The organism is Streptomyces lanatus, from assembly GCF_014655715.1.
GTDB lineage: Bacteria > Actinomycetota > Actinomycetes > Streptomycetales > Streptomycetaceae > Streptomyces > Streptomyces lanatus.
Genome location: NZ_BNBM01000017.1, coordinates 39,301 through 53,094, shown reverse-complemented (window position 1 = coordinate 53,094; position 13,794 = coordinate 39,301). Strand labels below are relative to the sequence as shown.

The following is a 13,794-nucleotide window of genomic DNA, read 5'->3' as shown; positions in this document are numbered from 1 at the left end:
CCCATGTCAGCAACACTCGAATCCCTGTCCACCGGCGTCCAGGTCGGCGCTGTGCTCCCGCTGCTCACCGCAGTCGTGCAGCGCCCCGCCTGGTCGGCGAGGTACAAGAAGGTCGTCGCGGTCGTGGCCGCGCTCGTCGCCGGCATCGTCGCCGTGGCGGGGGACGGCGGCTGGGACCAGTTCCAGCACGGCAAGCTGACCACGGTCACCGTCCTCGGCGTGCTCGCGGCCTCCCAGACGAGCTACGACCTCGTGTGGAAGCCCAGCAAGCTCGCGCCGATCATCGAGGCCGTCACCAGCAGGAAGGCGTCTCAGCAGGCCGAATAAGGATCATGAGGCACGTCCGGCCCTTGGCCGGCGGGTACCATCTGGAACGAGGTGGCCGTACCGCTGCCGCGAAGAATGCGTTCGAGATTCAGGTTCAGGGTTCAGTGGCGCAAGACCACTTCTGCTCGTGAGAGCTGGGGTGTTCCTCCCGCCCGTTGGTTACCTGGCCAATTCGGATCGAGTAACCGGGTGCGTGTAGAGCACTCGGGGCCGGGGAGTGGTTGCTCCTGCGAGGATCCGGCACACGCATCTCCGCGTCGCGCCCAGTGCGGCCACCTCGCTCTATGCCAGCGGACACCGTCCGAACAACGGCCCGAGAGCACGGGTCACACCCAAAGTGGAGGAACACAGCTATGGCTGATGCGCAGCGCATCGCGGCCGAGATCAAGCGCCTGTCCCAGATGAGCGAAGACGCGTTCATGGGCATGGTCGTCGAGTACGTCATGGGCGGGACCGACAAGCGCGCACCCAGAGAGGTCCAGGGTCCAGCTCTCCACGATCCCCGCCTCGCCCCCCGCACGCTCGAGGCGCTCAAGACGGCCGTTCGCCGAGCGAAGTTCTTCAACCCCATCCAGGAGGGGGAGAGTAAAAAGCGGCAGAAGGCCCGCATCGCGCCGTGGCAGGAGACGATCAAGACCGCGATGCGCCCGGTCGAGGACGTCGTCGACGATCTAGCCCACGAGCATGCGAAGGAGTTGGCGGCCCTCGACGACGACTCCTTCGTCGACCGGTGGACGGGGTTCATCCTCGACGAGCCCGTCCCCGCGCCAACGTCTCCCTGGGTCGAAGCACTCGCCTTCCGCTCACCGAGAGTAGCCGTAAGGGCTGCGGGCATCTGTCGCCAAATGCTCGAGGAGCCGGCCCGCTTCATGCCCGAGCCGCCCCCCGGCGAAAGCGGCAACGCGCAGGAACGACGCATCGACGGCTTCCGCCGCCGGGTGGAGTCGGAGGCCCGTTTCTTGCGCTACGGCGTGCAGTACAGGGAGGCGCGCGAGGGGCGGATGCCAAGCGAGCCGAACGTCCGGCTGCAGGCGCTCAATCTCCTCGGCGAGCGACACCCCGAGGAGCTGATGAAGCTACTGCGGCAGGAGCGCGGAGGGGAGCTCGAGCGAGCTGCCGAGGCACGGAGGCAGCGGCGCGCCCTCCGGCGCGCGGCCAGGCAGGGCCCGCAGTAGGCGCGCAACCGACTGATCGTCCATGACTCGAGGGCGCGCCCGATGGCGCGCCCTTCGTCATGTCCGGGGCGCGCTCGAGGCGCGGCCGCGCGGGACGGGCGCGGTCCTCGGCGCGCGGCCACCCGACCGGCGCGCATCCGCGCGGCCATCCGCGCCGCAGGGCGCGCGCACTCGAGAAGCGATCACCTCGCCGCTGGGCGCGCCACCAGGGCCGCGCGCGTAGTCGACGAGGTCCAGGAGGCCGCGCTCACCGTGACACGCGGGGGCCGGACGGGCAGCGCTCCGGAAATGGGCAGGTCAAAGGCGCGCGCCATGGCGCGCTGCATAGTGCGCGCCTTCACGCGGAGGGCTCGGCGCGGGCGCGCGGTCCGGCCGATCCGGGCGGGCGCGATCTTCCGCAGGCGCGCGCCGCGCGGCGCGGGTGGGGCGCGTACCTGCCCAATGGGCCCGCCTGGGCGCGCGCGGAAGCGCGCTCGGGTCGGCGCGGGGCGCGGTCACGGTGGGCGCGCCCGGTTTCGAAGCGCGCCTGAGCGCGCGTGGATCCGCGCGCCAGGACGGCGCGGGTGCGGGTCGGCGCAGTCGGAACGCGCCGGGGATCGGCGCGCGCGATCACCTGGGCGCGCCTGCAGAGACGGTGAGGCGCGCGAGCGCGCTGGGCTGAGGTGACGTGAGGCGATGAGATCGAGATGGGCGCAGCACGCCGGCGGAGCGCGCCCGACCGGGCCGGGCGCGCATCGACTCACGTCACTTCACTGCCCCGCGGGCACGCCCGCGAAGTACGAGGCGAACCGCTGCTGAATCTGCGGGTCGACGGTCACGTCCCGGTAGTACGCGGCGAGCTCCGTCTGCCCCTCCTGCTCGAGCTGGGCGATGATCGCGGGCCGGTGCTTCTGGAGGTAGTCCCGGAGAACGGTCATGGGCGGGTCGCCCTCCTCGGAGATCGGCCCAAGGTGCTCACCCACAGTCATCATCCTGATCCGGGCCTGGACGTCAGCCTCGGCGTTGAGTGCCTTGAGCGCACGGTCCTCGTTCGGCCTCTTGCGGATCTTCCGGGCCGTGGGCCGGGGGGCAGCGGGGACGTCCTGCGGCTCCTCGGCGGCGCTGGTGTCCTCCGGAGATTCGCCCGGCGGCGGATCCTCGGCCTCCGGGTCCGGTGGCGGGGGCGGTTCGACTTCCGCTTCTTCAGGAGGTTCCAAGGACACCGTTGTATCGCTGTCTTCGAGTGAAGGGTCCGGTTCTTCGTTCTCCTGGTGCCCACGTGCTTGGTCCTGGTGCTCGGGTTCGGCCGACGGGGCAGGGCTCGGGCCGGTCTGCTCAGACGCGCTCCCTTCGGCCTGCTTGCGCTTACTGGCCTCTTCCTTGACGTACTCCAGGGACCTGGTGATCAGGGCGTCCGCGTCCATTTCGCCCCACAACTTGGTCGTGGTGCGGACTTGCGCCAGAGTGCGCTTGCCCCAGTATTCGCGGACGTCGTGCAGGCACGCTTCGGGGTCGCCCTTGCTGGTGAGGGCCTGGTGGATCAGCGCCACGGCTTGTGGTCCCGTCAAGCCAGGCTGCTGCGCGGGAGCGGGCGGGGCTGGCTGCTGCTGGAGGCGCTGTTCGTTGAGGTACGCCCACGGCCGCGACTCAGTCGATTGGCGAGTGGGGGCGGAATTCTCGTAGCCCATCTTCCTCAGCAGGTGGTCGATCCCGGCGAACCGGTACTGTCGGCCCGCCTCCAGCGTGTACTCCATGGTGTGCACGCCCGTGACGTAGCCTTCGCCGATCCCCTGGAGTTCAACGACTGCGTCGACGGCCGCTGAGAGGTTCTTCTCGGCCTTGAGGCGGCGTGTGATGTGCCGGGTTGGTTTGTCGTTCTCGTAGGCGGTGACGACCTCCTGGCGCGCCACCATGACGACCGGGCCAGGGTGCTGGCGCAGGAGCCACAGCACCTCGCCCCATCGGTCTTTTGCGTTGACCCACAGGTCTCGGTCCTCGTCGACGTAGGGGTCATCGAGTCGGGCGGTGCGACGGCCGGTGGCCTGGGCCCGGCGCTCGGCGCGCTTGCGGGAGACCAGAGCGACCTCGTCACTGAGCATGTCCCACAGAGCACTGCTGTCGTCGAAGACGATCATGTTGCGCTTGCCGTTGTGCGGTGGCTGGGTGGACGCCCAGCGAATCGCGTCGCAGATGTCCGCGTGCGATCCGTCGTGCTCCACGATCTCGTAGCGGGCGCCGGGGATACGGCCGTAATAGTCGGCGGTGTTGGACGAGCCACCCACCTGGATCCAGTACGACATGCCGACCAGATCGGATGCCGTGCCCGCTGCTGCCTCGTGGCTGCGACCGCTCTTGTCCGTACCGGCAATGAGGATCATGGGCGGGCTCGGTTTGCCGGTCGGCTTCCGGGATCTGCGGTCATGCAAAGGCGTGGTGGTACCAGGCATCTGGGTGTTCCCTCACTTCGTGGTTCCCCGGGTTGCTCTCCCGCGGAGGATGCAACGGCAGAGGGCTTAACCTCTCGCCGTTGCCATCGGCTTACTATTCTACCCGCCTGGTCGGGTAGCTCAATGCCTGTTCAGCAGATCCGCGACAGGAGTTGAGAGCTCCGGGTCCTGGTCCTCGCGGTGACGGCCGTACCACTCGTCAAGGGCGGCGTGCCCCTCGGCCGCCCGTTCCAGTTCCTTTTCGGACTTGGAGCTCCACTCGGCGACGTCTTCGGCGAACTCCCGCTCCACGGTGCCCGGGTCCCGTCGACCGAGGGCTTCGGCGATCTCCTCCCAGGACGCACCCTCCAGGGCCTCGGCGAGCACGACCAGGTCAACGACCTCATTGGCTACCTGTCGCAAGCGGCGGGCCTTCTCGATGCGCTCCGTCGGGCTGGTGGTCGTCACTGTGTCCGCGAGCAGGAGCCGGGCAAGGTCGGACAGGTCACGGGCAGCACGGGCGGTGGCGATCCGGGCCAGGATCTCCGGTGTCATGTAGAAGGATCCGATCATGCAGGTGGCGGGCACCCCAGGGAGGGGCCCGCCACTTCGGTACGGGTAGGGGCAGGATGCCTTACGGGCTGGCCGGCGTCAGCGCCTGGTTGAACAGGACGAAGACGTCGTCGAGAGTGGCCTTGTCCGGGATGATGATGCCCTTCGTGGCGGCGTAGGTCTCGATGAGCCGGCCGCGGACCTTACGGCCTTCCCCCTGGGACTTACAGAGAACCACCCCGATTGCCCTACCAGTCAGAGGCCCGTTGAACACCTCCCGACGCCCGTTGTCGATAACGTCCTTGATGATCTCGTACAGCTCACCCTCGGTACTCCACTGCGGGATGCCGGCCTGCGTCTGCGGAGGCACGGCGCGCGTGACACCGCGCGGTCTTTTGACGGCTGGTAGAACGGACGAAGTCGGGGGCGTTACCGGGGCGGGCACGGCGGTCAACGCCGGGGACGGAGGCACGGGCGGCTTAGGTGCCGGGGCGAAGACGCCCGTGGGCTCGATGCCCGCCGCACGCAGACCAGCGGGGGCCGTCTCGGCGAGCGGGACGCCGGCGCCGACGAGTCGCAGCGGCAGCAGCGACGCCACAGGTGCCTTCCTGCGCCACGCCCGCCCGAACCGGCCATGGAGCTGCGCCTGGTAGACGATTCGCTCCTGCTCAAGCAGGAGGGCCGTTTCGTACGACCTTTCCTCCCACAACTGCATACGGCGCCAGAGCAGGAAGGTGGGCAGCGGGGAGAGCATCCAGCGGGCCCACCGAACCTTTTCCATCCGGCGACCGCGCCCAGTGGCCGCGCCGATCCGGACGGCGTAGATGTGCGCGGCGATCTCGGAGACGGCGACCCAGAGCAGGGACATGGCACCGTGGGAGACCCTGGACCACAAGGAGTTGCCGGACGCCACGTTCAGCGCGCAGGTGATCAGGCTCAGGGCCCAGGGGACGAGCCGCGCCCACCACAGCGGCATGTCCATGCGGATGAGATAGAGGTACGCCCCGGTAAAGACGGGGATGGCCGAGTCGATGGCGGTGGGCAGGACCCACGGTTCGGTGAAGCCCCAGGACGCGGCCGCCTTGGACACGGCGTCGAACGAGGCGTAGAAGCCGAGGCCTCCGACGGCAGCCCCACCCAGCGCGGTCAGGCCGGCACCGAAGCGCTCCCGACGGCTGAGCGGCGGTATTCCGGACTCGTCGAGAGCCTTCAGCTTCTCGTCCGTGTCGGATCCGGGGGACAGACGTTTCAAGACACCTTTCCTCTCGTTCGGGTTCCCCCGGTCGGCGTATGCTCATAGCCTTCCGGGTCGATTAAACGATATAGCGTCTTTCGCCTCTTGCGCCGCTGTTGACAACTCACGCCCCGTCAGCAACCAGGACATGCAGGGTCATTCGTCCCCCTAGTCACCAGTCCAGTGGCTGCGTCGGCTTCCGCCTGTCCGGACCGACGATCTTCGCCAGGTGTGCCGAGGACTCGAGCCGGGACAGCAATCGCTCCCCCAGGATGTCCACCACGCCCATTGCCTGACTCCCCGGCTGCCTGCGGCTGCGCAGGTTCGTGGTGTATGCCGTGGGTCGTCCGGCCGCGATCCGGGCGTCGATCAGGTCGATGGTCTCCTTCCGAGCGAACTCGGTGGCTGTCACGTCCATTTCGCCGCACAGCTCGTCGAGGACCAGCAGGTCGCACTCGACGAACCTCTTCCGGACCTCCCAGGCCTTCATGTTGTGCGGCGCCGAGTCCGGGCGACGCCACGTCAGGTATGTTGCGTGCTTCACGAACAGGGTCCATAGCCCCCGCTCCGCGGCCTCGTTCCCCAGTGAGATCGCCGCAGCGGTCTTCCCGCTGCCGATGTTCCCCGGGAGGATCATGTTCAGGATCTCCGGCCGGGCGTCCAGCTTCTTCGCCTCGATCAGGGAGTCAAGCCAGCTCTGCAGCGTTTTCGGCTTCTGCGCCTCATCAAGGTGATCGAAGCGGAATGGCACATAGTCATCGTGGGCGGCGTCGATGATGCTGTTGCGCCACATGCTCTGTCGCGCGCGGGCCTGCGGCACGGACACGTCCTCCCATAGTCCGTCTTCCGGTTCCGGCTGGGGCGGCACGCCGAGTTGGGACATGTCCGCGCCGTTGTTCTTCAGCACGCTCAAGAGGTGGGCGCTCAGGTCGCCGAGCGCGTTCATGCCGCGGGCCGGCGCGGTCGTCGGGGTATCCGCGGTGACCGACATCGTGGCGCTCCTTACGGTCGTACGAGGACGCCGAAGGTGGCGTCGTCAGAGTCGTTGGTGCTGCTGGGCGTGGCGGATGACGGGTTCGTGTCGTCGCCCCAGGTGTTCGCGTCGTTGTACGGCACGCCGCGGGTGCCGTTGAACCTGGGCCGGTCGATGTGGACGCCTGCCGCCATGGCGCACGCGTCCTCGAACTGCTGCTGACTCGGGAACGCCCGTTTCGTGGTCTCGAGGGCGGTAGCGATCGTGCCCCGGTCGTATCCCGCCATGAGAGCGTTGCGGACCAGGGTCCTGACGCCGTGGTAGGCGCGGCCCTTGTTGCCGACGAACCGCGGGATCTTCTCCTCGTCGATCAGCTCGTACACGCGGCCCTTCTTGGCCGGCTGCCCGTCCTTCTCCGGGGTTCCCCACCACCATTGCGCCCCGGCCGTCGCTCCGTCGTCGAGAGCGGCCTTCTCCTTGGCTCTCTCGTCGGCGGTGGTCTCCTTCTCCTCCGCCTCGGCCACCTTCTCCTCGGGGGTCTTGCGGGGTTTGCGGGTACGGGCAGGCTTCTCCGGCTGCACGGCCGCGGGCACCTCGTCGACTGTGAGCTTCTCCTCCGGCTCGAACTCCGGGTCGTCCGGGGGTTCCTCGTCGTAGAGTTCGGTCTCGAACCCGTCGCTGCCGCGGCTGCCGTCGGGGTACTCGACGAAGAACGTGCCGTCCTCCTGCTCGACCACCGGGACGGCCGGATCCTTCTGGGTGCTGAATATCTCGTGATCATTGATCCACTGGTCCACGGGAAACTCAGACACCGCCGTGCCCATGACGACCTTGCCGTTGAGCAGTCGGCGCCGCTCGAGGCGGTAGTGGCCCTCAGCGGCAAGCAGGCGCAGCGAGGTCCGTATCGCTTCACGCCCCTCGCGCCCCTCGCCCTTGGAGAGTTGGTCGGACCGGACCTGCCACCCCTCCTTCTGATCAAGAAGGTAGGTCAGTAGCCCGAGCGCGCGGTAGCTCAGGCGCGTGTTGCGGACGGTCGTCGACTCCACATGGACGTAGTAGGGGCGACGCCGGTTGTGACGGACCGCCGTGGGACTGGGCAAGCGGCTCATTCGGCGGCCTCGCTGGTGCTGTCGTCGGTCAGCCGGAAGTAGGTGCGGTGCGTCCGGCGGCCGGTGGTCCGGCTGCGGGCCATGCGCCGCTTCCTCTCCGTCATGCCCGCGGTGCGCAGTTCGGTAAGGGCGCCGCGCACTTCATGGGAATTCAATCCGAGGCTGGTGTAGATGGACGTCACGTCGACCCACTCACCGTCGGGATGCAGGGCGAGTTCGAAGAGGACGCGGTGCGCGCGGTCGGAGAACTTCTGAGCACGGGAAGGCGCGGTGGTGGTCATGGTCTTGGTCCCTGGGAAGCAGGGTCCGGCCGCAGATGGCCGGACCCGGACGGCCGTCGTCACTCGTCGCTCGCACCGGGCTGTCGCGTGGGCAGCAACTCCGGTGTCTTCCGCAGTAGTTCGTTGAGATCACCGCGCCGATACGCCGCCAATAGCACGCTCTTACCGACCGGCTGACCGTTCCGCTTCTTCCAGGTCCAGGTGACGGAGCCGGTGGGCTGCCCACCCGGCACGAACTTGAGTCCCGGAATCTCCTCGCCGTTCCGCGAGTCAAAGATGGTGCCCGTCTCCGGGTTCATCTCGGCATACTTGAGGACCGCGTCCTCCCACGACTTCTTCCGGACGATGACAATGTCGATCTCGTCCCGGCTGTCCGCGAAGGCGTCGAAGGCAGCTTCGTCGGCGACCGCGAACCGGTCCCTCGTGAGGTTGACCTTGTAGCGGCCTACCTCCTGGCCGCCAATCTCCACCACGAGGTCAGTCCGCTTCTCCTCGTCGAAGCCCTTGATGAGCGGCACCTTCGGGGCGTCCTTCTTCGGCTTGATGACGCCCGTCTGATGTTCTTCCATGGCGCGGGCAAGGGCCCCGATCAGCCCGAGAGCCGTCAGAGGGAGCTCGATGGTCTCCTCTGCCTGCGCGTCGTCGGCGACGTCGTTCGACATCTGAGTGTTCCTCTCTGCCCCCGGACGCCGTAGCCCAGGGTGTTGGTTCTCCCGGGCGGGGCGTCTCGGGACGTCGCATGGAGGTACGTCGCCAGCCGATTCTTGTTACACCTAGGCCCGGGTAGCTGGGTTGCTCTCCCAGCCGATCCGAATAGTACACCCAGGCAAATCACTTGGGTAGGACGCGACGTTAACGGTGCGCCCTCCTACCTTCCTTGCGGCTCTGCGGCATTCGGCGACGTCACCGAAAGCGGCAGGGCTCCGGCTTCGCCCCATCCGGAACGAGGGCGGAACCGGCCCGGCGGCGGGTGAGGGTCGGCCATGACGGCATCGCCCTGCTTGCGAGGCGGGGCGCCGCGGTTGAAGTCCGCGGGCTCGCAGCTCTTCCCCGCTGCCGGACACCAACGCATGGGAGAGGACCGCACCAGCCGTGACCGAGACGATCGCCAGCCCCCCGCGCTTCATCACCTACGTGCCACTCACCGACCTGACACCGGCGGCCCGTAACCCCAAGCGGCACGAACTCGAACTCATCATCGCGTCGATCGACATGCACGGCCTGGTGGAGATCCCGGTCGTCGACGAGCGCACCCAGCAGACCCTCCACGGCCACGGCCGCCGTGAGTCCCTGATCGAGATGCAGTCCCGCGGCATGCGCGCGCCGGGCGGCATCGTCATCGACGAGGACGGCGGCTGGCTCGTACCCGTCATGCGCGGCTGGTCGTCGAGGAACGACGCCGAAGCCGAGGCCCTGGCCATCAAGCTGAACAGGCTCCCCGGCGAGGGCGGATGGGATCCGCGCGAACTCGCCGAGGTCCTTGAGGACCTGGCCACGAACGAGGCGGAGCTGTTCGACTCCCTGGCCATCCCCCACGAAGAGATCGACAAGATGCTCGGCCAGGTCGACCCCGAGACCCTGCCCGGCGGCGGCCGCGAGGACGAGACGCCCCTGGTGCACCTGCCCGACGACGGAGAGCGCGGCGACGAACTCAGTCCCGACGACGAGGGCCGTGCCCCGCACACGACCTGCCCGGCCTGCGGGCACATGTTCACGTCCAGTCGCTGACCCTCTCTCCGAGGAACACCATGTCCACCCGACGCAAGGCACGCCGGCCACAAGGCCACAGCGGTCGCCCGCGCCTGCTCTCCGACGAGGTCGAGGCGCGCCTCGTCGGCGCGTCGCGCACGGGCGTTGCTGTCGAGCTGGCCGCCGAGATGGCCGGGGTCTCCCGCTCGAGCTTCCTGGCGTGGATGGCCCGCGGCCGCGCCGAGATCGAGGCCCGCGAGGCAGGCGAGAAGCCGAACCCGGACGAGGAGGAGTACGCGGCCCTGTACGAGAAGGTCCGCACGGCCCGCGCCACGGCGGCCGCGCGCGCCATGATGAACATCCGCCGGGTCGCCGACGGCGGCATCGTCACCAAGGTCACCACCCGACGGTTCCGGGACTCCGTGACGGGCGACATCGTCGAAGAGACCGTGGAGGACCGCACGTCGCCCGACTGGCGCGCCGATGCCTGGTACCTCGAGCGACAGCACCGCGAGCACTACGGCAAGGACGCGATCGTCGCCGTCGAGATCACCGGCCTGGGCGACATCGCGGCCGACCCGGACGCCCAGGCCGTCGACCTGGCCGCGCTCGCCGAGCGCCTGGACCGCAGCCTGTTCTCAGTCGAGTACCCGCCGGAGCTCGAGGACGGCAGCGTCATGGACGCCGAGGTCCTCGACGAGTAGGCCGCAGGGCAGCACGCGACGTTAACCACCCACGCCCTGCACGGTGCCCTCCACTGATCACCCGAAGCGGAGGGCACCACCCCCATGACCACGATCATTTCCCGCGCCACCTGGGGCGCGAAGCCCTGGAACGGCACCCCGGCATCCGTCTCCCTGAGCAAGCGCACCGAGTTCTTCGTGCACTACGACGGCGGGGCACACATCACCCGCACCGGCTACGCGATCATGCGCGCCATCGAGGCGGAACACCTGGGCAACGACTGGAGCGGCGTCGGCTACAACTTCGTCGTCGACCAGGCCGGCAACATCTACGAGGGCCGCGGCTGGGGCCTGCAGGGCGCCCACTGCCCCAACCACAACATCAGCGGCATCGGCGTCCAGATCGCCATCGGCGGCGACCAAGAACCCAGCGCGAAGGCCCTGGCCGCGTGCCGCGCGCTGTACGAGGAGGCGTGCAAGAAGACCGGCCGCACCCTGGCCAAGAAGGGTCACCGCGACGGGTACGCGACCGCCTGCCCCGGCACCAAGCTGTACGCCTGGGTGAAGGCGGGCATGCCCGCAGGCGACTACGCGCCCGCCCCGAACCCTGGCGGCTCCCTCCCCGGCAGCGGCTCGAGCTCCGAGGTCTCCCACGCCCAGGTCACCATCAACGGCCTGGTCTACGGCTACGGCGCCAAGGGCGACCACGTCACCAAGGTCGGCCAGGCCCTGGTGAAGAAGGGGTTCGGCAAGCACTACACCTCGGGCCCCGGCCCCACCTGGACGGACGCCGACACCAAGAACTACCAGGACTTCCAGGAGTCCCTCGGCTACACCGGCGCGGACGCGGACGGCGTCCCCGGCGAGACCTCCCTCAAGGAGCTGCTGGGCACCCTGCCCGGCAAGGTCACCGCGAAGCCCGCCCCGCCGTTCCCCGGCGTCGACAAGTTCGGCCCCGGCAAGAACAACGCGTCCATCACCCTGCTCGGGCAGCAACTCGTCCGGAAGGGCTACGGCAAGCACTACACCTCGGGTCCGGGCCCGAAGTGGTCGGAGGCGGACCGCCTGAACGTGCGCGACTTCCAGCGCGCACACCAGGAGCTCGCGGGCGACGCCGACGGCATCCCCGGCCCGAAGACCTGGACGATCCTGTTCTCCTGACCCTCGGCCGGCCCGCACCCGCGCGGGCCGGCTCCGTCATGAAAGGCCCTGTCCGTGGCAGGCGAGACTGTCATCACCGTCGTCGGGAACCTGGTCGACGACCCCGAACTCCGCTTCACCCCCTCCGGCGCCGCGGTGGCCAAGTTCCGCGTCGCCTCCACGCCCCGCACCTTCGACCGGCAGACCAACGAATGGAAGGACGGCGAGAGCCTGTTCCTGACCTGCGCCGTGTGGCGACAGGCGGCCGAGAACGTCGCCGAGTCCCTGACCCGGGGCATGCGCGTCATCATTCAGGGGCGCCTCAAACAGCGCTCCTACGAGGACCGCGAGGGCGTGAAGCGCACGGCCTACGAGTTGGACGTCGAGGAGGTCGGCGCCAGCCTGCGCAACGCCACCGCGAAGGTCACCAAGACCGGGGCCAACGCGCAGCACCCCGCCGCAGCAGCGCAGGGCCGTCCCGCAGCCGACGACCCATGGGCCGCGCCGCGCGGGGACGAACCGCCGTTCTGACCCGTGCACGTAGAAGGGGGCCCGGACCGATGTCCGGGCCCCCTTCTGTTGGTTCAGGCGGCCGCGACCGTCCAGGCCGAGTCCAGGATCAGCAGGTCGTCCCCGCTCTGTCCCGTGCCCGGGTCCGCGGAATCCGCCGAAGTCGACTCCTCGGCGGCAGCGGAGATGTCTGCGGGCAGCTCCACGGGGGCCGGAGTCTCCTCGACTGGGGCCGTTCCCTCATCGGACGGCGCCGGGCTCTCCGGGGCGGCCGGAGTTTCCTCGACCGGATCAGAGCCCTCGTCGGTCGGGGTCTCCCCCGCAGCCGGGGTCTCCGGGACGCCGGGCGTGTCCTCAACTGGATCGGAGGCCGGTGGCGTCGACGGCTCGGGAGTTGACGTCGCTGGAGGCGTGGTCTGTTCCGGCTCTGTTGAATCGACCGGAGCAGGTGTCGCCGGCGGCTGCTCGGCCTGGGGTGCTTCCGCGACCGGCTCGTCCGCAGGGGCCGGCGACGTCGTAGTCGGCTGGGTCCCTTCGGTGCTCTCGGCTGGCACGGAAGGAGCGTCCCGGTCCTCGATGGGCACCACTGGGGGGTCCATGTGCGGGGTGTGCTCGGGCAGGGACACGACGGGCGGCCGATCGAGGCCTGCGGCGATTGCCACGATGTCGTCGCCGCCGGTGTAGCGCGGTCCGGTCGTTTGGACACCAAGCACTGCTTGCGCGGCCAGGAGAACGGGCTCGTCGACCGACGCGCTTTGCGGTGAGTACAGGATTGCCTCCACGTCCCGCTCGTCCAGCCCCAACGTGCCGAGGGTGAGCGCGGCCAGACGAGACGGGAGCGGCGCGAACGAGCCCATCACGCGCGGGGTCGCCGATGAGGTGGCCTCCGCGGCCTTGAGTAGCTCCGTGTACTCCGACAGCCGCTCCTTGTCCGTGCCCCAGAGCACGTACCGGCCGGAACGGGAGAGGTTGGGGTACAGCTCGGTCGTACCGTCCTGCCGTACCCACGTCTCTGCATAGTCCGCGTCTCCGAAGATCCTCAGCCCTATGCGCTCCGAACCGTACGAGAAGGTAAAGATCGTGCTGTCCGGCCCGGTGGCCGCCTTACTCGACATCACCATGCCGTCCGCGTCCGTGCACTCCGCTTCGAGGGTGGCGATCGGCTTGCAGTCGATCTGCCCAGCATCGGAGAAGCCCATGAACTCCGGGCCGACGAACGGCTTCGCTGCGGACTGCACGGTGGAGCCGGGCGAGGGACTCGCGTCCGGTGCACTCGCGGTAGTTCCTGCCGGGCTGTCGGCGGTGACGTAGCCCAGCGCCCAACTCCCCGCGAGCGCAGGCGCCAGCGCAGCAGCGATTACCCACCGCTTCGCACGCCCGAGCACCCGGGCGGGCTGCAAAGACTCGTCAGGCGTGGGGGTGATGTCCAGGGGCCGAGCTGACTTGACCGTCCCCAGCAGCTCCTCGAAGTCCATGAACTCCGGGTGCTCACGCACCAAGCGCTCGACCTGCTCCAAGGGTAGATCCGGCAGCGCAGAACGCACCTGGCGTACGGCCGAGTCGAAGCTCTGCGGCTTCAGGAACAGGAGGCGCTCGCCTCCAACGTTGACAAGGCCCAGGTCGGTGAGCTCAGCCTCGTCCTCGTCCTTGGGATTGAGGATGTGGATCCGAATACGAGGCTGCGGCTCGGTCACGGCCGCCCCCAGCCGCCGGAGC

Annotated in this window: 13 protein-coding genes and 1 pseudogene; 6 read left to right on the top strand and 8 right to left on the bottom strand. The window is 68.9% G+C overall.

Annotated elements, in window-relative coordinates; all coding sequences use genetic code 11:
* Positions 1-3 precede the first annotated feature (3 nt).
* A complete protein-coding gene (locus IE325_RS34625; RefSeq protein ID WP_190074088.1) occupies positions 4-327 on the top strand; it encodes a hypothetical protein in 324 nt (107 codons plus the stop codon).
* Between the two features lie 353 nt (positions 328-680).
* Positions 681-1,502: a hypothetical protein gene (locus IE325_RS34620; protein ID WP_190074087.1), complete on the top strand. Its 822-nt coding sequence runs from the start codon at positions 681-683 to the stop codon at positions 1,500-1,502.
* A gap of 749 nt (positions 1,503-2,251) precedes the next feature.
* Here the strand turns inward: IE325_RS34620 and IE325_RS34615 are convergent.
* The 7 genes from IE325_RS34615 to IE325_RS34585 all read right to left on the bottom strand — a co-directional run bounded on the left by IE325_RS34615 (position 2,252) and on the right by IE325_RS34585 (position 8,718).
* On the bottom strand, positions 2,252-3,859 hold the full coding sequence (locus IE325_RS34615) for a hypothetical protein (RefSeq protein ID WP_190074086.1): 1,608 nt from the start codon (positions 3,857-3,859) through the stop codon (positions 2,252-2,254).
* Between the two features lie 189 nt (positions 3,860-4,048).
* Complete coding sequence (locus IE325_RS34610; RefSeq protein ID WP_190074085.1) at positions 4,049-4,480, bottom strand: hypothetical protein; 432 nt, start codon at positions 4,478-4,480, stop codon at positions 4,049-4,051.
* Positions 4,481-4,541: 61 nt separating this feature from the next.
* On the bottom strand, positions 4,542-5,711 hold the full coding sequence (locus tag IE325_RS34605; protein ID WP_229912201.1) for a DUF2637 domain-containing protein: 1,170 nt from the start codon (positions 5,709-5,711) through the stop codon (positions 4,542-4,544).
* A 154-nt stretch (positions 5,712-5,865) separates the two neighbouring features.
* Positions 5,866-6,684, bottom strand: a complete 819-nt coding sequence (locus IE325_RS34600) for an ATP-binding protein (RefSeq protein ID WP_190074084.1) — start codon at positions 6,682-6,684, stop codon at positions 5,866-5,868.
* An 11-nt stretch (positions 6,685-6,695) separates the two neighbouring features.
* Positions 6,696-7,766 (bottom strand): hypothetical protein, encoded by a 1,071-nt coding sequence (locus IE325_RS34595; RefSeq protein WP_190074083.1) that lies wholly within the window; start codon positions 7,764-7,766, stop codon positions 6,696-6,698.
* Between the two features lie 5 nt (positions 7,767-7,771).
* Positions 7,772-8,056, bottom strand: coding sequence for a helix-turn-helix domain-containing protein (locus tag IE325_RS34590; protein ID WP_190074082.1), 285 nt, complete (start codon positions 8,054-8,056; stop codon positions 7,772-7,774).
* 59 nt (positions 8,057-8,115) lie between these two features.
* Positions 8,116-8,718 (bottom strand): hypothetical protein, encoded by a 603-nt coding sequence (locus IE325_RS34585; RefSeq protein ID WP_190074081.1) that lies wholly within the window; start codon positions 8,716-8,718, stop codon positions 8,116-8,118.
* A 430-nt stretch (positions 8,719-9,148) separates the two neighbouring features.
* On the opposite strand from IE325_RS34585, the gene IE325_RS34580 reads away from it, so the two are divergent.
* The 4 genes and pseudogenes from IE325_RS34580 to IE325_RS34565 all read left to right on the top strand — a co-directional run.
* Entirely contained in the window at positions 9,149-9,784 is a 636-nt protein-coding gene (locus IE325_RS34580) for a ParB N-terminal domain-containing protein (RefSeq protein WP_190074080.1), read from the top strand.
* Between the two features lie 20 nt (positions 9,785-9,804).
* Positions 9,805-10,449: a hypothetical protein gene (locus IE325_RS34575; RefSeq protein WP_190074079.1), complete on the top strand. Its 645-nt coding sequence runs from the start codon at positions 9,805-9,807 to the stop codon at positions 10,447-10,449.
* Positions 10,450-10,533: 84 nt separating this feature from the next.
* Positions 10,534-11,589: a peptidoglycan-binding protein gene (locus IE325_RS34570; RefSeq protein WP_190074078.1), complete on the top strand. Its 1,056-nt coding sequence runs from the start codon at positions 10,534-10,536 to the stop codon at positions 11,587-11,589.
* A 54-nt stretch (positions 11,590-11,643) separates the two neighbouring features.
* Positions 11,644-12,003, top strand: a pseudogene (locus IE325_RS34565) (single-stranded DNA-binding protein); the annotation flags it as partial.
* A 149-nt stretch (positions 12,004-12,152) separates the two neighbouring features.
* Here IE325_RS34565 and IE325_RS34560 read toward each other — a convergent pair.
* Positions 12,153-13,772 (bottom strand): hypothetical protein, encoded by a 1,620-nt coding sequence (locus IE325_RS34560; protein WP_190074076.1) that lies wholly within the window; start codon positions 13,770-13,772, stop codon positions 12,153-12,155.
* Between the last annotated feature and the right edge of the window lie 22 nt (positions 13,773-13,794).